17 protein-coding genes are annotated in these 20,573 nt (G+C 59.8%); 7 read left to right on the top strand and 10 right to left on the bottom strand.

What is annotated here, in order from left to right; genetic code table 11:
• Positions 1-13: 13 nt before the first annotated feature.
• A complete protein-coding gene (locus tag HU718_RS15455; RefSeq protein WP_186615109.1) occupies positions 14-1,213 on the bottom strand; it encodes an MFS transporter in 1,200 nt (399 codons plus the stop codon).
• Positions 1,214-1,523: 310 nt separating this feature from the next.
• On the opposite strand from HU718_RS15455, the gene HU718_RS15450 reads away from it, so the two are divergent.
• The 5 genes from HU718_RS15450 (at position 1,524) to HU718_RS15430 (ending at position 7,960) form a co-directional block, all read left to right on the top strand.
• On the top strand, positions 1,524-2,789 hold the full coding sequence (locus tag HU718_RS15450) for a c-type cytochrome (protein ID WP_437180881.1): 1,266 nt from the start codon (positions 1,524-1,526) through the stop codon (positions 2,787-2,789).
• Positions 2,786-3,259 carry a (2Fe-2S)-binding protein gene (locus HU718_RS15445; RefSeq protein ID WP_186615111.1) on the top strand — a complete coding sequence of 158 codons (474 nt, stop codon included), beginning with the start codon at positions 2,786-2,788 and terminating at the stop codon, positions 3,257-3,259. Before HU718_RS15450 ends, HU718_RS15445 begins: the two co-directional genes overlap by 4 nt.
• Entirely contained in the window at positions 3,256-5,490 is a 2,235-nt protein-coding gene (locus tag HU718_RS15440; RefSeq protein WP_186615112.1) for a xanthine dehydrogenase family protein molybdopterin-binding subunit, read from the top strand. Before HU718_RS15445 ends, HU718_RS15440 begins: the two co-directional genes overlap by 4 nt.
• A gap of 170 nt (positions 5,491-5,660) precedes the next feature.
• On the top strand, positions 5,661-6,773 hold the full coding sequence (locus HU718_RS15435) for an alkene reductase (RefSeq protein ID WP_186615113.1): 1,113 nt from the start codon (positions 5,661-5,663) through the stop codon (positions 6,771-6,773).
• Positions 6,774-7,000: 227 nt separating this feature from the next.
• Positions 7,001-7,960, top strand: coding sequence for an EamA family transporter (locus tag HU718_RS15430; protein WP_186615115.1), 960 nt, complete (start codon positions 7,001-7,003; stop codon positions 7,958-7,960).
• A 29-nt stretch (positions 7,961-7,989) separates the two neighbouring features.
• On the opposite strand, the gene HU718_RS15425 is transcribed toward HU718_RS15430, so the two are convergent.
• The 9 genes from HU718_RS15425 to HU718_RS15385 form a co-directional block, all read right to left on the bottom strand.
• Positions 7,990-8,919, bottom strand: coding sequence for a ZIP family metal transporter (locus HU718_RS15425; RefSeq protein ID WP_186615117.1), 930 nt, complete (start codon positions 8,917-8,919; stop codon positions 7,990-7,992).
• A gap of 63 nt (positions 8,920-8,982) precedes the next feature.
• Entirely contained in the window at positions 8,983-9,231 is a 249-nt protein-coding gene (locus HU718_RS15420) for a hypothetical protein (RefSeq protein WP_186615119.1), read from the bottom strand.
• A 204-nt stretch (positions 9,232-9,435) separates the two neighbouring features.
• Positions 9,436-10,926, bottom strand: a complete 1,491-nt coding sequence (locus HU718_RS15415) for an aldehyde dehydrogenase (protein ID WP_186615121.1) — start codon at positions 10,924-10,926, stop codon at positions 9,436-9,438.
• Between the two features lies 1 nt (position 10,927).
• Complete coding sequence (locus HU718_RS15410; protein WP_186615123.1) at positions 10,928-11,830, bottom strand: dihydrodipicolinate synthase family protein; 903 nt, start codon at positions 11,828-11,830, stop codon at positions 10,928-10,930.
• Between the two features lie 132 nt (positions 11,831-11,962).
• Positions 11,963-13,279 (bottom strand): NAD(P)/FAD-dependent oxidoreductase, encoded by a 1,317-nt coding sequence (locus HU718_RS15405; protein ID WP_186615125.1) that lies wholly within the window; start codon positions 13,277-13,279, stop codon positions 11,963-11,965.
• Between the two features lie 126 nt (positions 13,280-13,405).
• Positions 13,406-14,464: a GlxA family transcriptional regulator gene (locus HU718_RS15400; protein WP_186615127.1), complete on the bottom strand. Its 1,059-nt coding sequence runs from the start codon at positions 14,462-14,464 to the stop codon at positions 13,406-13,408.
• A gap of 87 nt (positions 14,465-14,551) precedes the next feature.
• The gene (gene proX / locus HU718_RS15395; RefSeq protein ID WP_186615129.1) at positions 14,552-15,574 is read right to left on the bottom strand and encodes a glycine betaine/L-proline ABC transporter substrate-binding protein ProX; all 1,023 of its coding nucleotides are present in this window, start codon (positions 15,572-15,574) and stop codon (positions 14,552-14,554) included.
• Between the two features lie 43 nt (positions 15,575-15,617).
• A complete protein-coding gene (proW, locus tag HU718_RS15390) occupies positions 15,618-16,571 on the bottom strand; it encodes a glycine betaine/L-proline ABC transporter permease ProW (RefSeq protein ID WP_186615131.1) in 954 nt (317 codons plus the stop codon).
• A 50-nt stretch (positions 16,572-16,621) separates the two neighbouring features.
• Positions 16,622-17,656 (bottom strand): quaternary amine ABC transporter ATP-binding protein, encoded by a 1,035-nt coding sequence (locus tag HU718_RS15385; protein ID WP_186615133.1) that lies wholly within the window; start codon positions 17,654-17,656, stop codon positions 16,622-16,624.
• Positions 17,657-18,023: 367 nt separating this feature from the next.
• On the opposite strand from HU718_RS15385, the gene HU718_RS15380 reads away from it, so the two are divergent.
• Together HU718_RS15380 and HU718_RS15375 are read left to right on the top strand one after the other, a co-directional pair.
• Positions 18,024-18,983, top strand: a complete 960-nt coding sequence (locus tag HU718_RS15380; RefSeq protein ID WP_007913217.1) for a LysR family transcriptional regulator — start codon at positions 18,024-18,026, stop codon at positions 18,981-18,983.
• A gap of 141 nt (positions 18,984-19,124) precedes the next feature.
• Complete coding sequence (locus HU718_RS15375; RefSeq protein WP_186615135.1) at positions 19,125-20,486, top strand: MmgE/PrpD family protein; 1,362 nt, start codon at positions 19,125-19,127, stop codon at positions 20,484-20,486.
• Positions 20,487-20,573 lie beyond the last annotated feature (87 nt).

The following is a 20,573-nucleotide window of genomic DNA, read 5'->3' as shown; positions in this document are numbered from 1 at the left end:
ACCTGTTGGCTGTTCAGACATCGGCCTTGCGGCTCAGGAACAACCCGAGCGCCAGCGCTGGCAGCAGCGCCACCGCGACGGCGGACAGGTACCAGCCGAAGTGCTCGTACAGCGGACTGGCGACCAGCGAACCCACGGCGCCGCCGACGAAAATGCTGGTCATGTACACCGCATTCAGGCGCGCACGGCTGTGGGGATCGAGGGCGTACACCTCACGCTGACCGAGCACCATGTTCAATTGCACGGCGAAATCCAGCAGCACCGCGCACACCACCAGCCAGACATAGCCGCTGCCTGGGAGTGCGGCGATCAACAGCGAAACCGGCGCCAGCAACAATGCGACCAGCGTGCCGCGACGACCATGCCCGGCATCGGCCAGACGTCCGGCAATCGGTGCGGCAATGGCACCCACCGCACCGACCAGTGCAAAGATCGCGACTTGCGTCTGAGTAAAGCCGTGGTGACGCATCAGTTCAATGGGTGCGAGGGTCCAGAACAGGCTGAAACTGGCAAACAGCAGCCCTTGATACAGCGAGCGCTGACGCAACAGCGGATAGCGCCGGGCCAAGGCAAACACCGAACCGATCAGCGCCGCATAGGTGGCTTTATGTGTCGGCAGCCGACGCGGCAGTGCTACAGCGGTAATCAGAGCGATGACGGCCATCAGGGCTGATGCGCTGTAAAACACCCCTCGCCAGCCGAACACTTCAACCAGCAGGCTCGACAGTGGCCGCGATAACAGAATGCCTAGCAGCAGACCGCTCATGATATTGCCGACAACGCGGCCACGGCTGGCCTCGGGCGCCAGGTGCGCCGCCAGCGGCACCAGGATCTGCACGGCCACCGACGTCAGGCCGATGAGCAAAGACAACACCAGGAACATTGACGGCGAATGGGTCAGGCCGGCGCACAACAGCGTGACGCTCGCCGCCAGGGTGAAACCGACCACCAGCCGGCGGTTTTCCATCAGGTCGGCCAGTGGCACCAGCAGCAACAGGCCCAGCGCGTAACCAAACTGCGTCAGCGAAACGATCAGGCTGGCATTGGCGCTGGACAGACCGATCTGCGGTGCAATCAGCTCGACGATCGGCTGTGCGTAATAAAGATTGGCCACAACCGCGCCACAGCAGAATGCCAGGAACGCGACCATCAGGCCGGAAAGTGAAGTTGACTGTTCGGCATTCGCCGCAACGGCCGGATTGCCCGTGAGCATGATGACACCTCATTGAGTTCAGGAAAGTGCTGCCAAGGCTACGGCCCTGTGGCGATGCACAGAATCCACACGGCGGGCAACGCAGTGATGCGTCCGGCGCAACGGCGCAGGCGTTGCTTCTCGCGCAACGCGCTGTTGCGTGAGCCGCTGATTCTCCGGCGCTGGTGGTTTCTCTACGCTTTGGCCTCTGGCGCTGTCGTCCCCATCGGCGCCCTTCCCCGGCTATCACAAGGAGCGTTTCCATGACCCGCAGCCCATCCGTCCTGTCATCGCCTGCCGCGTTTTTCTCCGTCCCATGAACAGCTCTTTTCTGAAGTCCAGAACGCTTTGGATCAGCGTCGCCGTCGTCGCCGTGCTCGGCCTGATCGGCGCCATTTGGCTGATGTGGCGCCCGGCAATTACACCGATCGAGCGCCCAACGCTGTTCGATACTGCGCAGTTGCAACGCGGGGCGCGGGTGGTCGAGGCTGGCGATTGCGCGGTCTGCCATACCCGTCCCGGCGGTGAATATCTGGCCGGCGGGCTGCCGCTGGTGACACCGTTCGGCACGCTGTACAGCACCAACATCACCCCGGACGTAGAGACCGGTATCGGCCAATGGTCGCTGCCGGCCTTCGAGCGGGCGATGCGTCAGGGCATTGCTCGCGATGGTCACTTGCTCTATCCGGCGTTCCCCTACGTGCACTACCGGCGCATGAGCGCAGCAGACATCGCCGACGCTTATGCCTACTTGATGAGCGGCCCTGCCGTACACGCGCCGGCCGCGCAGAACCGGATGAATTTCCCGATGAACATTCGCCCGCTGGTGGCGTTCTGGAACCTGCTGTTCCTGCACGGTGAGCCACTGACGCCGCTGGCGGGACGTACCGAGGCATGGAATCGAGGGCGTTATCTGGTCGACGGTCCGGGCCATTGCGCTGGCTGCCATTCGCCGCTGAACCTGATCGGCGCGGAAAAATCCTCGGAATATTTGCAGGGCGGCAGCGTCGATGGCTGGCAAGCGTCCGCGTTGGTCGGTATGGGCCAGCGCGCCAACCCGTGGAGTCGCGCGCAACTTGTCGGCTATCTGCGCGCCGAGATCGTCGATGGACACGGCACACCCGCCGGGCCGATGCGTCCGGTCAGCTTGAGTCTGGCCCGCTTGCCCGCCAGTGAAGCCGAGGCGATTGCCGAGTATTTGCTCAGCCTGGAAAACCCGCACCCACTGACGCAACCGCCGCCAAAGACGCCTGCCAGTGAAACGGCAGACCACTCGACCGGCGCCCTGCTCTTCAGCAGCGCCTGCGCCGGCTGCCATGGCCCGGCGGCGCCAATGCGCACCATCGATGGTCGCCCGGGCCTGCAAAACACCTCGGCGCTACAAGCGGCCAGCTCGCGCAACTTCCTCAAAACCGTGCTTGAAGGGCTGCCCGCCACCCCCGGATCACCCGGCCCGCTGATGCCGGCGTTCGCCGCCAGCCTCGACAACGCGCAACTCGGCGCACTGGCCGCGTATCTGCGTCAGCAAGCCAGCCCCGATCAGCCGTGGGCCGACCTCTCTTCCACTATTGAAGCATTACGTCAGGAGACGAAATGAGCCAGATCACCCTCAACGTCAACGGAGCCGCACAACCGCTTGAGCTGGAGCCGGACATGCCGCTGTTGTATGCGCTGCGCAATCACTTGAACCTCAACGGCGCCAAATACGGTTGCGGTCTCGGTCAATGCGGCTCCTGCACGGTGATCGTCGATGATCGACCGGTGTTCGCCTGCCTGACGCCCTGCGCCGGTCTCGAAGGCAAAAAAATCCGCACCGTGGAAAGCCTCGGCAGCGCGGAAAAACCCGGCGCTCTGCAAGCTGCGTTCATCGAGAAACAGGCTGCGCAATGCGGCTACTGCATTGCCGGGATGCTGATGCGCGCGCAGGCGTTGCTTGAGCGTAATCGCCACCCGGATGAGGCGACCATTCGCGAGCACATGGCCGGCAACCTGTGCCGCTGCGGTACGCACTTGCGGATCATCGAGGCGATCAAACAGGTGGCCGGGGACAATGGGAGCCTGACATGAGTGAGTCGAATGGTTTGCAGCCGAGCCGACGCGCCTTTCTGCGCGGTGGTGCGTTGCTGATGGCATTCACCCTGCTGCCGGTCGCGCGGCGTGTGTTGGCGGATACGGAAGTCGATACGCTCGGCACCGTGGTCCTCGCGCCTGACCTGCCCGGAAGCCTGCGCACCAATCCGTTTCTCGACGCCTGGATCCGCATCGGCGCCGACGGCATTACCGTCTACACCGGCAAGGTCGAACTGGGCACCGGAGTGAAAACCGCGCTGCTGCAAATCGCCGCCGAGCGTTTGCAGGTGCCGGCTACTTCCATCGACCTGCTCACCGCCGACACCGCGCTGACGCCCAACGAAGGCTACACCGCCGGCAGCCACAGCATTTTCGACAGCGGTACCGCGTTGTATAACGCCGCCGCGCAGGTGCGCGAAATGCTCGTTGAAGCCGCCGCGCGCAGTTGGCAGGTTGATGCAGCGTTGCTGAGCACCCGCGACGGTGTGATCGAAGGCCCGGCTGGTCAGCGGATGAGTTACGCCGACGCGGTCAAACATGTCGATGTGCATCAATATGCCAAGGCTGAGTCACCGGCGATGGCCGCCGCTTATTTCAAACTGATCGGCCATTCGTTGCCGCGCCTCGACATCCCGGCGAAGGTCAGCGGTGGCGCAGCATTCGTCCAGGACATGCGCCTGCCGGGGATGCTGCATGCGCGGGTGATCCGCCCGCCCCGTCCGGGCTGCACGTTGCAGGCATTCGATGCGGCGTCCATCGAGGCGTTGGATGGCGTGGTCAAGGTGATCCGCGACGGCAACTACCTGGCGGTGCTCGCCCGTGACGAGTGGCAAGCGATCAAAGCCATGCGCCGTGCCAGCGAGGTGACGCAATGGAGCGAGGGCGAAGCGATTCCCGAGGCGGCCGAGATTCATGGCCTGCTCAAACGCCTGCCCTCACGGCGCTATCCGATCCGCCACGACGGCACGCCGAGCGGCGCGGCTGACACGCGTTTTCAGGCGCGGGTCACCAAGCAGTATTTGATGCACGGCTCGATCGGCCCGTCTTGCGCGGTGGCCTGGTTCAAGGACGGCAATCTCACCGTCTGGACTCACACCCAAGGTGTTTACCCGCTGCGCGCCGGCATTGCCGAAATGCTCGGCCTGCCACCTGAGCGGGTGCGCTGTATTCATACCGAAGGCTCAGGGTGCTACGGGCATAACGGCGCCGATGATGCCGCCGCCGATGCGGCATTGATCGCGCTGCGCGTGCCCGGTATGCCGGTGCGCGTGCAGTGGATGCGCGAACAGGAAAATCTTTGGGAGCCGTATAGCTCGGCGATGGTCACCGAGGTCGACGCCGGCCTCAGCCAGGGCCGCCTGCAGGACTGGGCCTACGAACTATGGACCACGCCGCACAACGAACGCATCGTCAACGCCGGGCGCCTGTTGCCGACACGCTTGCTCGCGCGGCCCTTCGCCTCGGCGCCCTCCGTGCCGATCGCCCAGCCCGAAGGCGATGGTGATCGCAACGCGGTGCCGCTGTACGAGTTGAACTCAACGCGCATCAACATGACCTTCATCACCGAAATGCCCTTTCGTACCTCGGCCATGCGTTCGCTGGGTGCGCACATCAACATCTTCGCCATCGAGGCGAGTATCGACGAGCTGGCGATCCGGGCCGGCATCGACGCGGTCGCCTTGCGTCTGGACCATCTCAGCGACCCGCGTGCTCGCGCGGTGGTAGAGCGTGTGCGTGATGAGATCGGTTGGCCGCAAAAAAGCAACGAGCCCGGCGCCGGTATCGGTTTCGCCTTTGCCCGCTACAAAAACATCATGGGTTACTGCGCCATCGCGGTGAAACTTCGCGTGCATCCGCAGACCGGCGAGATCCGCATCGATCACGTGGTGACGGCGGTGGATGTCGGCCAGATCGTCAGCCCCGACGGCCTGCGCAATCAGGTCGAGGGCGGCATCGTGCAATCCGCGAGCTGGACCCTGTACGAAAAAGTCGCCTACGACGCCGGGGGCATTCGCAGTTACGACTGGAGCGGTTATCCGATTCTGCGTTTCACACAACTGCCGAAAAAAGTCGATGTGCATTTGCTCGACCAGCCGGGACAACCTTTCCTCGGTGCCGCTGAAATCGTTCAAGGGCCAATGGCCGCCGCTCTTGGCAACGCCGTCGCCAACGCTACGGGCCGGCGCTGGCTGAACCTGCCGCTGACGCGCTCAAACCAACCCGCCTGAACCACGCCCGTGTTCATCGCTGATAAGCACGGGCGCCGTTGCGTTGCGCGCAAAACAGCGTAGCGCCGGTCACCGATTATCAGCCCCGCTGAGCGCGGTTAAGTTAGGGGCACTGGTTCGCGGCGCCGCTGCCGCGCTTGAATTCCCATTATTGAAATCTGGAGCTACCCATGACCCGTCGTCTGTTCCAACCCCTTGCACTCGGTCCTTACACCCTCGCCCATCGCGTGGCGATGGCGCCGTTGACGCGCTCACGTGCCGGCCAACCGGGCGATGTGCCGACGCCGATGAACGCCGAGTACTACCGCCAACGGGCCAGTGCCGCGCTGATCATCACCGAAGCCACGCAAATCTCCCGGCAGGCTCAGGGTTACGCCTGGACGCCGGGCATCTACAGTCCTGAGCAAGTTGAGGCGTGGCGTGACGTCAGCGCCGCGGTGCATGAAGCCGGCGGCCTGATCTTCATGCAGCTGTGGCACGTCGGTCGGGTGTCCCACCCCAGCTTTCAACCTGATGCCGGCCTGCCCGTTGCGCCCAGCGCGCTGCCGGTGCCGGGCAAGACGTTTATCGTCGACGAAAACGGTAACGGTGTCTGGGGTGATGTGCCGGTGCCGCGCGCGCTGGAAACCGCGGAAATCGCCGGCATCGTCGAGGACTACCGCGTGGCCGCGCGCAACGCATTGCAGGCCGGCATGGACGGAGTGGAAATCCATGCCGGCAACGGTTACCTGCTCGACCAGTTTCTAAACAGCAACAGCAACCAGCGTGACGATGCCTATGGCGGCAGCGTGGAAAATCGCGCGCGGTTTCTGCTGGAAGTGGTTGCGGCCGTCGCTGAAGAAGTCGGTGCCGAACGGGTCGGCGTACGCCTGACGCCGATGGGGCGCTTCATGGGCATGGGCGATGACACCCCGGAGGCCACCTTCGGCCACCTCGTCGAAGCGCTCAACCAATGGAATCTGGCCTACCTGCACCTGGTCGAGCCGGCGATGGTCGGCACAGTCAAAGACGAGAACTTCGACCCGCGCTGGGACGTGATCATTGCCCAGTTGCGCAAAACCTGGAACGGCGTGCTGATTCTGGCGGGCGGCTACGATGCGCAATCTGCCGAACAGGCGCTGATTGCCGATCGTGCCGACATCATCGCGTTTGGCCGCCCGTTCCTGGCCAACCCGGACTTGCCGCGTCGGCTGCACGATGGTCTGACGCTCAACACGCCGGATCCGAGCAGCTTTTTCGGCGGGGATCAGCGTGGGTACATCGATTATCCATTTCATGCCTGAACAAATGCAGACCTATGGGAGGGGCGGACTCGCCCCTTTTTTATTAGGTCATACGATCTCTGTGCCTAATCAAAGGCGTGGGAAATCCACCGTAACGTCAAGCATATGCGTAGCTGTGAGCTTTCAGGTCTATTGCCCGACGTCGCCGAATGCGATAAAACGGGCTAGTTGTACGACAACGAATAAAAACCAAGTCGTTCGAACGGCTAACAATCCTGAGATCTGCCATGCCTCGCCCTACCGCTGCGCAAACCGTACCGCCACCCTTCCCTCGCTCTCTCGCCGTGATCATTCTGTTGTGCATGGGCTGTGCGTTTGCCGGCAATCATGTGGCGGCGCGAGTCGCCTTTGATGATGGTGCGGGTGTGCTGCTGGCGATCTTGATGCGTTCCGGCGGGACTTTGCTGGTGCTCGCCATCCTGGTGCTGTGGCAGAGACAAAGCCTGCGCTTGCCGGCGGGTGCCTGGCGCTGGCAACTGTTGCTGGGGTTGCTGATCACTGCGCAGAGTCTGTGTCTGTATTCCGCTGTCGCGCGGGTGCCGGTGGCGCTGGCCCTGCTGGTGGCGAATGTATTCCCCATTCTGCTGGCATTGCTCACCTGGGCGCTGGGTGGCCCGCGACCGAGCGCACGCACCGCGATATTGATGGGTTTGATTCTATTGGGTCTGGTGTTTGTGCTGGATGTCCCCGGGCGCCTCTCGACCACGACAGACGTCAGTGCGCAATGGCTGACCGGTGTCGCGCTCGCATTCTGCGCCGCCAGCGTGTTCGCCTGCGCGCTGTGGATCACCGACCACAAGTTGTCTCAGGTACGTGGCTCGGTACGCAGTCTGCTGACCATTTTCATCGTGTTCAGCAGCGTCAACCTGGCAGGGCTGACGGGCGCCCTTCCCGGCGGATTGAACCTGCCCGCGACCTCGACCGGATGGCTGGCCCTCGCCACTCTGGTGGTGCTGTACGGCACAGGTTTTATCGTCCTGTTCATTTCGGTGCCTCGCCTCGACATGCCGCGCAACGCGCCGGTCATGAACATCGAGCCATTGGCAACGCTGCTGATGGGCTGGATTGTGCTGGACCAGATGCTCAGTAAAGGACAGATTCTCGGCGGGGTGATCGTGGTCACGGGCATCGTTCTGCTGACTTATCGTAAATCAGTGGTCAAGGCTGAGGTTAAAGCCAGCGCGTGAGGGGTTCTCGCCATTGGTCAGGTTCGCGATTAACCCAAAGCAGTATCGAGGAACATCATCACTCCGAAGCCGAGCATCAGTCCCAAGGTCGCCGGGGTCTCATGCCCGTTACGATGGGTTTCGGGAATGACCTCGTGGGACACCACAAAAATCATCGCACCGGCTGCTAGACCGAGCGCAATGGGATATCCCAACGCAAAGCTGCTGGAAATACCCAGTCCGACAATGGCGCCAATCGGTTCCATCAACCCAGAACCCACCGCAATCAGTGCTGCGCGCAGTGCGGAGATACCGGTTACGCGTAATGCCAGGGCGACTGCCAGACCTTCGGGAATGTCCTGAATGGCGATGGCAGTCGTCAGCGGCAGTCCCACCTTCATATCGCCGTTGGCAAAGCTCACGCCAATCGCCATGCCTTCCGGCAGGTTATGCAGTGTGATTGCCAGCACGAACAACCAGACACGATTGATGCGCTGCGCGTCCGGCCCCCGGCGGCCGCTTTTCTCGTGTTCGTGAGGGACGAAACGATCAAGGCCGACCATCAGCGCAACGCCCAATCCCAATCCTGCAACGACGACGCAAGCTGCGAGCAACGGGTTACCGCAAAGCGCCTGAGCCGCTTCTATGCCCGGCAGAATCAGCGAAAACGAACTGGCGGCCAGCATCATCCCGGCGGCAAAGCCGAGCATGATGTCTTGGGTTCGGGCGGCGATGTCTCGCAACGCAATCGCTACGACAGCGCCCATTGCGGTGGCAGCGAAGCCGGTCATGCCACCGATAAAGGCGAAGTACAGATTCTGTTTGTTGGCCCCGACGAAGGCGCCATACCCGCTAATCAGCAGGAAGATTGTCACCCCGATCAGGATTGACCAGAAGACGCGCCCGCCCCACCCGGATCCTGAGAATCGGGCGAACCAGGAGCGAGCGGGTGCGGCTGATGAGGTCAACGGCTCGGGCATGGAAATCTCCTGTTTTGTTGATTCGATATTTTCAGCGGATGCGGATAACCAACGTACATGACCTCAGTGGTAATCGTCTCCAGCGACTGCGCGCAGGTACGCAACGTCTGCTTCTCTGCGCAGGTCGCGCCACTCGTCCCAGCTGAGCATGCCCAAGCGGTCCATTTCATCCGACTGGCGCAGCAGTTCGTCGTGATAGGCGTCTGGACAGTCCCTTCGCAGTTCAAGGTTTTCCAGTGCACGTTGCCAGGCAGCCAACGCGAGTAATCTGGTTTCTTGTGCGAATGTCAGTTGATTCTTGAACGCGTTCATTTCGCCCACCCCGAACATTTCCCGGTTGAGCGACTGATTTCGGGTTAGGTTCAAAATGTCTGACGAAAAGCGGATGACTGAAAGCTTTCTGCTGACGTGGCCACTAACCAGTCCAGCTCATGGATGGGGGTTACGGTACGTGGCAATCGCCCCGCCACTCAATTCAGTGGTCGGGGCGATGCGGTTTCTTGCGTCAAGGCGCTATCAGGAAGCATCAATCCAGATGGTTTTGATTTCAGTGTATTGATCGTGCGCCCAGATCGACTTGTCGCGCCCGCCAAACCCCGATTCCTTGTAGCCGCCGAATGGCGTAGAAGCGTCGCCTTCACCGAAGCAATTCACCGTGACAATCCCGGCACGGATGCCGCGCGAGAGTTTCAGGGCATGGCGCAGGTTGCCGGTGTAAGCCGATGCCGCCAGGCCGTAGGCTGTGTCGTTGGCCAGCTCAATGGCTTCGTCAACGGTCTGGAACGTGGTGACGCTCAGTACCGGGCCAAAAATCTCTTCCTGGAACAAACGGCTATCGCGACTTACGCCGTCAACGATAGTCGGTTCGACGAAAATATCCTGGCGGGTTTTGCCGCCCACCAGCACATGCAGGTTTTCGTCGCGGGCCACGTCAAGGTAGGAGCGCACCTTGTCGAAATGCGCTTTGCTGATCATCGAACCCAGGCGGTTTTCAGGATCCAGTGGATCACCCATTTTCCAGTCACCCAAATGAACCTGCACACGCTGCAGCAGTTCATCCTTGACGTCGGCGTGGACGATCAGGCGCGAAGAGGCCGAGCAGTTTTCACCCATATTCCAGAACGCGCCGTTCACCACGTGCTGAGCGACGAGGTCGATGTCTTCGACATCATTCATCACCACGGCGGGGTTCTTGCCGCCACATTCCAGCACGATGCGTTTCAGGTTCGACTCGCTGGAATATTTGAGAAACAGCCGCCCGGTATCGGTTGATCCGGTGAAGCTGACCATCGCCACATCCGGGTGACGGCCCAGCGGCTCGCCCGCTTCTTTCCCTCCCCCGGGCACGACGTTGAACACGCCGGCAGGAATCCCCGCCTGATACGCCAGTTCGGCGACGCGCAAGGTGCTCAAGGTGGTTTCCTTGGCCGGTTTGACCACGATCGAACAGCCTGCGGCCAGCGACGGACCGATTTTCCAGGCGAGCATCAGCAGCGGGAAGTTCCACGGCAACACTAGGCCGACAACGCCGATAGGTTCGCGCACCACCATGGTGACCGCACCCGAGCCGACGGGGGCCGTAGCGTCGTAGATCTTGTCGATCAGCTCGGCGTGCCAGCGCAACGTATGAATCGTTTCCGGCACGTCGATGTTCTGGCATTCACGAATCGGCTTGCCACTGTCCAGGCTTTCCAGCACCGCCAGTTCATGGGCGTTGTCTTCCAGCAATTGGGCAAAGCGCAGCAACACGGACTTGCGAGCGGACGGCGCCAGTGAATGCCAGCGTGCGTCGTCAAAGGCTTCCTTGGCCGCCGCTACGGCCGCGTCGACATCATCGGCATTGCACGCGGCAATCTCGGTCAGTACCTGTTCAGTGGCCGGGTTGGTCGTGGTGAATGTCTTGCCTGAACGCGAGGCGCAAAACTGGCCGTTGATGAAGGCTTGATTGCGAAATTCGAGTTTCGCAGCCAGTTCGAGGTATTGCTCTTTACTCAGCAGATCTGCCATTTCAAGCCTCCTCGACGATACGCGCGACGTTTTTCTGCAGGGTTTTGATCACGCTTTCCAGCGCTTGCTTCTCGGCAGGCTCCAGCGCTTGCAGTGGCGCACGGACCCCGCCGGCACGCAGCCCACTGAGTTCGCTGCCATGTTTGATCGACTGCACGAACTTGCCGCTCTCGAGGAAATCCATCAACGGCAACATCGCCGACATGATCCGCCGGCCCTTATCGAAATTTTTCTCGAGGACACAGGCTTCGTAGAGCGCGATGTGTTCGCGCGGGATGAAGTTCGAGCCGGCGCAAACCCAGCTGCGCGCGCCCCAGGCGAAAAACTCCAGCGCCTGATCATCCCAGCCACAGGACAACTGGATCGACGGATGGGCATGTGCCAGACGGTGCAGGCGGCTCATCTCCCCCGAGCTTTCCTTGATGGCTGCGATGTTCTTGCAGCCGGCAATCGCTTCGAAAAACTCGTCGCCCATCGCCACGCCCATCCGCGACGGATAGTTGTAAAGCATGATCGGCAGCCCGGCCGCCTTGTCCACGGCGAGCACATGGGCGGCAATTTCCTTTTGCGTCGGCAAGGCATACGGTGGCGAACCGACCAAAATGGCGTCCGCTTCGAGTGACTTGGCTTTTTCGGCGAAGTACACCGAGTCTTCGGTAAGAATGCCGCCAGTGCCGATGACCAGAGGCAAACGTCCGCGGATCACGTCTTTGGCGCGCTCGGCGACGGCCACGCGTTCCTCGGCGGTGTGCGCGTAATACTCGCCGGTGGAGCCGCCAATAACGATGCCGTGAACCTTGGACTCGATCAGGTATTCGAGCACGTCGGAGAACGCCGAATAGTCGATCTGGCCATCAGCGGACAACGGGGTAATGGCAGGGGTAAAAATTCCGTCAAAGTTCATAGCGTTTTCTCCAGTGGTTCAATGTTCAATCCGTGCGCCCGACGACATGTCGGGCTGATCGTGGTTATTGGCGGCGCAAGCCTTCAGGACGGCAGCAGAACGACGAGGCTTCAGCGACTAGTCAAAGGAGACTCAACTTTCTCTCCCGGCGCGGTACTGCCCCCACTTGAGGTTCATGTTCACCCCAAGCGAAAGGAACGGTTCTGGCGGGTTGCTGTTGGGGCCTGGCGCCTGCAACAGGAAGTCAATCAGTGGGTCACGCTGCCCCGCCAGCCAGTCAGCGAGCAACTTGCCGGTGACGGTTCCGCGCGTGACACCCAGACCGTTGCATCCCAGCGCGCCATAAACATTGGGCGCCAGTTCACCGAAGAAACCGTTGTGGTTGCGCGACATGGCCAAGGCGCCGCCCCACGTGTAGTCGAACGTCACGCCCGGCAACATCGGGAACCGCTGATCGAATGAAGCCTTGTGCCGACGCACGAAACGCTCGTTGTATTTGCTGTTGCTGCGGCCATCCGGGTTGAAGGTGAAACTGTTGCGGATCAGCAGGCGGTTATCCGGGGTTCGGCGCACCGTGGTGCCGAACGGATCCGCCGGAATGGCGCCCCAGAACGGTTTGCCGCCCAGCCGTGCCTGTTCTTCTTCGGTCAGCGGCCGGGTGATGCTCGCGTAGGTGTAGATCGGCAACATGCGCCCTTGCAGGAAACCGAAGCGCATACCGAACGAGTTGTTCGCCAGAATCAGCTTGTCGGCAGTGATGCTGCCGTGGGCGTGTTTGAGCAGCGTTTTGGCGCCGTATTCCACTTCCAGAATCGGTGTGCGCTCATACAGCGTGACGTTCGATGGCAGATGGTCGGCGAGGCCCTTCACCAGTCCGGACGGCTGCAGTAGCACCGCACCCGGGGTGAACAATGCCTGGCGGTAAAACCGTGTGCCCAAGTGTTCGGGCAATTCGTCGGCATCAATCATTTGAAAGGGCTGATCGAGTTTTTCCAGGCCCCGGCGATAGGCATCGAGTACGGCGATACCGCGGTTCTCTACCGCTGCCTGATATTTGCCGCAGGCTTTCATCTGGCATTCGATGCGGTATTGATTGACCAGCTCGCGAAGGATCGATTGGCCGGCCAGATTGAGTTTCAAACTGGTGCGTGCCAGTGCGATGTCACCGATGTAATCCTCAGCACCAATGTCATGGGGAAGATCTATAGCAAAACCGGCGTTACGTCCCGATGGCCCCAGTCCGACTTCCTGCGCTTCGATAAGCACCACTTCGTCGTCGGGAAAATTCAACGCCAGTTGCCGCGCACACGCCAGCCCCGTGAAGCCGGCACCGATGATCACCCAGCGGGCTGAACGGTGCCCGCGGTGAGCCGGCTCGGGACTGCGTGGCTTGCTCAAATGAAACCAGCCACAACTATCATCATCGGCGGGTAATGAACTGACTTTCATAGTGTTGAACCGTTAATCGTTGAAGTTGCAAAACGCACGCGGCACAAAGCAAACGCACGCAGTGGCGTTGATCCGGAAACTTGCAAAACTGGCACTTGCGCAAACAGTGACGACTGACTGTTTGTTTTAAAAACTGGCCGCCACGGCATAACGTCCGCTACTGGCATAGTCGTTGGCGTAGTAGTAATCCCTGAAGGTCATGGGCGGTAAGCCAAACAGATCCTTGAAGCGTTTATAGAAGTGCGGATAGCTGACAAACCCGGTGGCCAGTGCCACATCCGTCAACGAACGATCACTTTGCACAATCAATTGCCGGGCCCGAGTCAAACGCAGTTCCAGGTAGTAGCGATTCGGTGCAGCATTGAGATAGCGGGCAAACCGTCTTTCCAGTTGCCGGCGAGACACGCCAACCTGGCTGGCGATTGCGTCAATTTCCAACGGTTCCTCAATGTTTTTTTCCATCAAGTCGAGCGCGATGTTCAAAGGCTTGGGAATCGCTGAACAGCGCAGACTGTCGGCAGTCTTCGGTTGAAGATGTCCAGACTGGTGAACCCTTTTTATTTCATCAACCAATGGCGCATCGTTGTGCGCACCCAGTTCCTGCATGATCGCCAAGGTCATATCCAGCGCTGAATGAGCGTTGGCGCAAGTGGCCCGGCGCTGTGTGCAAATAAACTCGCGAGTCGATACCTTCAACTGCGGGAAATATTCATAGAGCAGTCCGCAGCTGTCGCTGTGACAAGCAAAGTCTCCAGTCTCGAGCAAACCGGCATCGGCGAGATAAAACGCGGCATTCCAGCAACCGGCAACGATCCCTTTGCCCGAGGACTTCTTCAGCACTCGGCGCAGCACTGGCTGCGCGGCAAGCCGCACGCGCTGGCCTCCGACGACAATCACTGCATCATGACTGAAGCCTTCCGCCACCAGTCTTTGCGAGGCCAGCGACACGCCGATATCACTTTCAACCAGCCCGCCCTGCAGTGAGTAGGTCGACACCTGGTAAATCGTTTCGCCATTGATCAGGTTTCCAGTGGCCAGGGCATCCATCGCCGTTGAAAGGGTCGTCAACGAAAAATGATCGAGCAGGATAAACGCCACCCGCACCACACGTTCATGGCCCGACATCACGGTGGATGGGCGAAAGCCGATGTTCTGTTGTTTCAACGGACTCTGGAACGTTTCCATCTTGCGTCACCCGCTCACCTTCACTGAAACGACAACTTTGGGGTGTGGCGACTGGCACCGCCCGCCGCCAAACCGTGGTCGAACCGATTACTTCGCTGCCGCCCGGGCGTCACTCAACCAACCGTCATAGGCTTGCTGGTTGGCCTTGATCCATTCCGCGGCATGACGCTTGATGTCAGCGAGCGACTTTTCACCGTTCTGCATGCGCAGGTTTTGCGCACTTTCAGCGGCTGTCGGGATGCTGACTTCAGAGAGGAATTTGCGCGCCACCGGGTTCTTCTCGGCGAACTCTTTGCTCATGACGGCATTGATCGTGTCCACCGGGAAACCGAGGTTCTTGCCGTCATGGAAGGTGTCCTTGCTTTCCTTGCCATCCGGCAGCGAAGTGAAAGGCACCGGCAACCAGACCACGTCACGCCCTTCTACCAGAACACTGGCGATCCACTGCGGAACCCAGGTGAAGAACAGCACGGGTTTGCCTTGCTGGAAACGCGCAATGGTGTCTGCCATCAACGCGAAGTACGAACCGCGGTTGTCGACCACGGTTGGGCCCAAGCCATAGGCTTTCATGTGGTGTTCGACCATGATCTCGCAGCCCCAACCCGGGTTGCAGCCTGTCAGGTCAGCCTTGCCGTCACCGTTGCTGTCAAAGAGTTTGGCGATTTCGGGTTTCTTCAAGTCCGACAGATCCTTGATCTGATAAGCCTCGGCCGTCTTCTTGTCGATCATGTAGCCCTGCAGCACGCCCTTCATGATTTGCCCGACCTTGACCATCACGTCATCGCCGCCGGCCTTCTCATAAAACGCTTGGTGCAGGTGTTCCCATTCATGCACGGTGAAGTCCGCATCGCCGTAAGACAGCGCGAGGAACATCGCCGGGTAGTCGACTTCTTTCGGCTGTTTGACGTCGTAGCCCAGCTCTTTCAGACCGGCGATCACCACTTCACCACGGAAGCGCTCTTCGGCGATGGTCGGGAAGATCGGCGTAATCGAAACACCGGCACCGGGTTTGTTGGCGTCGGCCGCGTCGGCCGCCGAGCACAACAAGGTGCCAAACACTGAAGCTACCAGGCTCGCAACCACGCTTTTCTTGAGATTTGTCAGTTTCATGTTTCACCACGCTTGGAATTTTTAATGGGGTGAGCAGGCCAACTCAATTCGTAACTGGACGTGCAACGTTCTTCTTTTTCTTCAGTTTCATGACCAGCCCCACCGGGCCGCTTTCATACCAGCGCTGACCGGAGGCCAGATCGCTGCTGCGCTCACCCATTGCCTGGGTCAGTCGGTCAAGGAATACCGCGAGCAGCACCAGGCCGGCGCCGCCGACGCTGGCCAGGCCCATGTCGAGGCGGCCGATGCCGCTCAACACCATCAAGCCCAGACCGCCCACCGAAATCATCGAGGCGACGACCACCATCGACAGCGACAGCATCAGTGTCTGGTTGAGGCCGGCCATCATCGTCGGCGCCGCCAACGGCAACTGCACCTTCATCAGCATTTGCGTAGCCGTGCAGCCAAACGCTCGAGCGGCTTCGACCTTGTCCGCCGGGACCTGACGAATACCAAGGTTGGTCAGCCGCACCAGTGGCGCGACGGAAAAGATGATGGTGACGATCACACCGGGGACGTTGCCGATACCAAAGAGCATCACCACCGGCACCAGGTAGACGAACGCCGGCAGTGTTTGCATGGTATCCAGTACCGGACGGATGATCATTTCCGTGCGATCACTGCGCGCACACAGGATGCCCAGCGGTATGCCGATCACTGCGCAGAACAACAGCGATGTCAGTACCAGGGCCAGCGTGACCATCGCATCGCTCCACACACCGATCAGTCCAAGCCCGGTGAGGGTTGCGACGCTGAAAATGGCGATGCGCTTGCCGCCAATCTGCCAACTGATCAGTCCGGCAATGATGATGAACACCGTCGGCGGAACCGACAGCAGTCCCCACTGCACACCGTCCAGCACTTGATCGACCGGCCAACGGATCGAGCGAAACACTTCCCTGAAGTTATGCACCAGATATTTAAGGGCGGTTTCCACCCAGGATCCCAAAGGAATATTTAAACTTTGGAAAGGATCTAGAAAGTTGAAGTCTGACATGGTGCTACCTCGCCCTCAGAAGCGGTAAATCAATTCTGATTATTCGCAGTTCAGCTATTACACAGACAGCTCAGAAGATGGCCTTGCGAAATCGAACCTTTATAAAGGCCAACTTCATCCACCACCGGCATGGGAGTTGCCGAGGCGGCAACCAGATGAAAGATGTCGCGAAGAGACGCTTCCGCTTTAATCGGTATTTGCCCGCCCGGTATATAAGCGACATTGCAATCCTGTTGCGCGATATCACCCGCTTTCAGAATGCGACTGGTGTCGAAACCATTAAAGAAATCACGCACATATTTATTCACCGGGTTGCACAGAAGTTCACGCGGCGTGCCGATTTGCACCACGCGCCCGCCTTCCATGATCGCAATGCGGTGACCGATGCGAACCGCTTCTTCAATATCGTGGGAGATAAAAATGATCGTGCGATCCTGCTCGGCCTGGAGCTTGATCAGTTCGCCCTGCATCTCGCTGCGAATCATCGGATCGAGTGCCGAGAACGCTTCGTCCATCAGCAGAATGGCGGGATCATTGGCCAGCGCGCGGGCCAGGCCGACACGTTGCTGCATGCCGCCGGAGAGTTGGTGAGGAAAGCTCAGTTCCTGCCCCGAAAGTCCGACCTGCTCCAGTGCGCCCATCGCGCGGCAGTAGCGTTCTTTCTCGCTGACACCGCTGATTTCCAGACCGAAGCTAACGTTGTCGATGACACTCATGTGCGGCATCAAAGCAAACGACTGGAAGACCATGCCCATGTCTTTGCGGCGAACCTGCAACAAGTCCTTGTCGCCCAGACCGGTGATTTCCTTGCCATTGAGAAAGATCTGGCCGGAGGTCGGTTCGATCAGCCGGTTGAACAATCGGACCATGGTCGATTTGCCCGAACCGGACATACCCATGATCACGAAAATCTCACCGCGGCGAACAGAGAAGTTGGCATCAAAAACACCAATCGCCTGACCGGTCTTTTTGAATACTTCTGCTTTTGATGCGCCTTCTTTAACCATTTTCATGGCAAGTGCTGGCTGCGTACCGAAGACTTTGAAAACATTCTTTACGCAGATGATCTCGTCGGAACTTGTCATACCTTGCCTCCTTCGCATCGTGCATCTTTCGCATTAAGCGACAGGCAAACGAGCAAAAATAATTGTAAGCGGCAGCGGTAATGAATAGATGTCTTCACGACGGGCTTCCTTTTATTATTTTTGAGGTCCCAGGAAAAAGGGATGTTTCAAATCTATTAGCATCACCCCGCTTAATCCAACTACATTTACAGGGGCAATTCGATAACGTCGGGTTATCGGTTGCGACGGCTGCCACTGCCGAGTGCCGCGTCAGCACCATGAGCGACCGGGTCTATCCCCACAGCGACGCTCGCGTAGCCCTCCCCGCACGGTTCCGTTACCCTCCTCGCGCTTCGTTGGGGAGCTGTATCGTTAGGAGAGTGTACGAATGAGCAAGCATGTCGACCCTGACACCATCCTGCTGAAAATGCCGTCCTTGAGGGCTGTGAAGGCATTTGTCGCCGCGGCCAAATACGAAAGCTTTACCCGTGCGGCCGAGGCGTTGTGCGTTTCCCAAGCCGCCATCAGCCGGCAGATCCGTGAGCTGGAAAGCTATCTGGGCGCGCAGCTGTTTACCCGGGTCGGTCGTGCGGTGGAACTGACGGCCGCCGGCGCGGTGTTCTTCGATGCCGCGCAGCTGTCGTTCGTCAACATCGCCCAGGCTGCCGAACGCATCCGCAGCAGTCAGTCGACCAAGAAGGTCCTCACCGTTTGTTGCTCGCCGGCCTTTTCCGCGCTGTGGCTGTCGAATCATCTGCAGGAGTTCTTCGCCCAGTGCCCGGACATCGAACTCAACCTGATCACCACGCAGAACTTTCTGACCATGGAACCCGGTGTGCAGCCGGACATCTTCATCACCAAGATTTCGCGCATCCGTGACGGTTATAGAAGCTACCCGTTGTGCCACGACGTGATTTACCCGGTGTGCACCCCGCAGTATCTGGAGAAACACCCGGAAATTTCGACGATCGAAGGCGTGCGCGATTCGGCCCTGCTCAATCTGAGTCCCTATGGCCGCTCGCAAGTCGCCGAGCATGTCGACTGGGGCGTGTGGCTAGCGTTTCAGGCCATCGATATCGATGACCGTCCGCCGAACAGTCCGCAGATCTTCAATGCCAACGACTACAACCTGCTGATCAGCATGGTCCTGACCCATCAGGGCATTGCGTTGGGCTGGAATCACTTGGTCACGGGATTGGTGCAGCAAGGCCTGTTGGTGCGACCGATCGAGCAGCAGGTGCAATTGCGCAACAGTTGGCACTACCTGAGCTGTCGCGAAAGCTCCGAAAACGAAGATGAACTGCGGCGTTTTCGCGAATGGATTCTGGCGAAGTTTCCCCGCCGTTAATCCAGCCTGCACAAGCGTCGGGCGATTTGGTTATCAATAGCCCGACGAAAATGTTGCTAGAGCGGCACCCTCCCCCTGGCTCATTGTTGAGCCGCGCCGGCCATGATCGGTTCGGCTCAACTCACAGGAAGGGATTGTTGAATGTCACTCTTCGAATTCTGTCGCGACTTTGATTTCCTCGATGCCCCGTTCAAGACCCGTGCAATCGTGCAAGACAGTCTGCTGGATATCGTCGGCGTCATGGCCGGCGCGGCCAGCAATGACACCAGTATCGCGATGCGGCGTTTTGCCGAACAGCATTACCCGGCGGGCGCTTACAGCAGTCGCCTGATCTTTGCCGGGCAGCGTGTCAATGTGCTTGGTGCGGCTTGGGCCGGAGGTTTCAGCGCTGACAGCCTCGACGCCCATGAAGGCCACTTCAAATCCAAGGGGCACGCCGGAGCGACCGTTGTTCCCGCCGTACTTGCCCTCGCCGATGCGCTGCATCATCAAAGCCAGTCGATCAGCGGCCATGAACTGCTCACCGCCCTGTGCATCGGTTATGAAACGGCACTGCGGGCAGGTTCGGCCTTGATGGCGACCTCGCCGACTTATCACGCATCGGGTGGTTTTTCCGCGCTGGGCGTTGTCTGCGCCGGGGCACGCTTGCTGGGCTTTGATGAACCGTCCTTTCGCCATGCCTTGGGCATCGCCGAGTACTTCAGCGCACGCTGTCCAATGATGCGCGTGGTGCAAGCGCCGACCATGCTGCGCGATGCCCACGGTGCAGGGGCATTTGCCGGATTGAATGCGCTGCTCATGGCCCGGGAAGGCATCACCGGTGCACCGGCAGAAACGGTTGAAGACGTCACCGTCGCCGAATACTGGAACGACATCGGTGCACGCTGGGAGATCGACAGTCAGTACTTCAAACCCTGGCCAGTTTGCCGCTGGGCACAACCGGCGCTGACCGCCATGCTCGATTTGCTGCGGGAAACCCCTGAGCTTGATACGGATTCGATTGAAACCGTTCGCGTGGAAACGTTCTACGAGTCGATGTGTTTACAGGGCCACGTGCCGAGTGATGCCGACCAGGCGCAGTACGCCTTGGCCTTCCCGCTGGCAGCACTGATTGTGCGGGGCAAGGTCGGTCCGGAGGAAGTCACCGGGGCGGCGATTTTTGCCGAAGACATTCTGGCATTGAGCCGCCGTATCGAAGTCGTCGAAGCCGCCGATATCTCGGCCCGCTTTCCCGCCGAAATTCTCTCCAGATTAACCATTACGCTGAAGAACGGTGCCGTGCTGGTGAGTCCGGTCACCGCCGCGCGGGGCGATCCCGAAACGGCTTTGAGTGCTGAAGAGCTGAGCCAGAAATTTGATCTGTTCGCCAGCGGTCTCGGTGTAGAGCGCAGTGCCGAGGTGAAAACAGCGATCAAACACATCGCTCAATCCAGTTGCGCCATTACTGCTTTGGAACTGATTTTTCACGAAGTCCCACCACTCCAGTCAGGCCTGCATCGATAACGCCAACACATGAATTGCCCACAGCAAATGTCGTTTGTGACGTCTGTCTTCGGCCATATAGGCTGAGACCCATGTCGCCTATGGGAG

This window comes from Pseudomonas tensinigenes (assembly GCF_014268445.2).
In the GTDB taxonomy this organism is placed as follows: Bacteria; Pseudomonadota; Gammaproteobacteria; order Pseudomonadales; family Pseudomonadaceae; genus Aquipseudomonas; species Aquipseudomonas tensinigenes.
This window is presented reverse-complemented; position numbering and strand designations above follow the sequence as displayed.

Excerpts from the sequence above, each read along its gene's own strand:
- HU718_RS15455 (WP_186615109.1), bottom strand. The coding sequence starts at position 1,213 with ATGCTCACGGGCAATCCGGCCGTTGCGGCGAATGCCGAACAGTCAACT.
- HU718_RS15445 (WP_186615111.1), top strand. The coding sequence starts at position 2,786 with ATGAGCCAGATCACCCTCAACGTCAACGGAGCCGCACAACCGCTTGAG.
- HU718_RS15440 (WP_186615112.1), top strand. The coding sequence starts at position 3,256 with ATGAGTGAGTCGAATGGTTTGCAGCCGAGCCGACGCGCCTTTCTGCGC.
- HU718_RS15435 (WP_186615113.1), top strand. The coding sequence starts at position 5,661 with ATGACCCGTCGTCTGTTCCAACCCCTTGCACTCGGTCCTTACACCCTC.
- HU718_RS15430 (WP_186615115.1), top strand. The coding sequence starts at position 7,001 with ATGCCTCGCCCTACCGCTGCGCAAACCGTACCGCCACCCTTCCCTCGC.
- HU718_RS15425 (WP_186615117.1), bottom strand. The coding sequence starts at position 8,919 with ATGCCCGAGCCGTTGACCTCATCAGCCGCACCCGCTCGCTCCTGGTTC.
- HU718_RS15420 (WP_186615119.1), bottom strand. The coding sequence starts at position 9,231 with ATGAACGCGTTCAAGAATCAACTGACATTCGCACAAGAAACCAGATTA.
- HU718_RS15415 (WP_186615121.1), bottom strand. The coding sequence starts at position 10,926 with ATGGCAGATCTGCTGAGTAAAGAGCAATACCTCGAACTGGCTGCGAAA.
- HU718_RS15410 (WP_186615123.1), bottom strand. The coding sequence starts at position 11,830 with ATGAACTTTGACGGAATTTTTACCCCTGCCATTACCCCGTTGTCCGCT.
- HU718_RS15405 (WP_186615125.1), bottom strand. The coding sequence starts at position 13,279 with ATGAAAGTCAGTTCATTACCCGCCGATGATGATAGTTGTGGCTGGTTT.
- HU718_RS15400 (WP_186615127.1), bottom strand. The coding sequence starts at position 14,464 with ATGGAAACGTTCCAGAGTCCGTTGAAACAACAGAACATCGGCTTTCGC.
- proX (WP_186615129.1), bottom strand. The coding sequence starts at position 15,574 with ATGAAACTGACAAATCTCAAGAAAAGCGTGGTTGCGAGCCTGGTAGCT.
- proW (WP_186615131.1), bottom strand. The coding sequence starts at position 16,571 with ATGTCAGACTTCAACTTTCTAGATCCTTTCCAAAGTTTAAATATTCCT.
- HU718_RS15385 (WP_186615133.1), bottom strand. The coding sequence starts at position 17,656 with ATGACAAGTTCCGACGAGATCATCTGCGTAAAGAATGTTTTCAAAGTC.
- HU718_RS15380 (WP_007913217.1), top strand. The coding sequence starts at position 18,024 with ATGAGCAAGCATGTCGACCCTGACACCATCCTGCTGAAAATGCCGTCC.
- HU718_RS15375 (WP_186615135.1), top strand. The coding sequence starts at position 19,125 with ATGTCACTCTTCGAATTCTGTCGCGACTTTGATTTCCTCGATGCCCCG.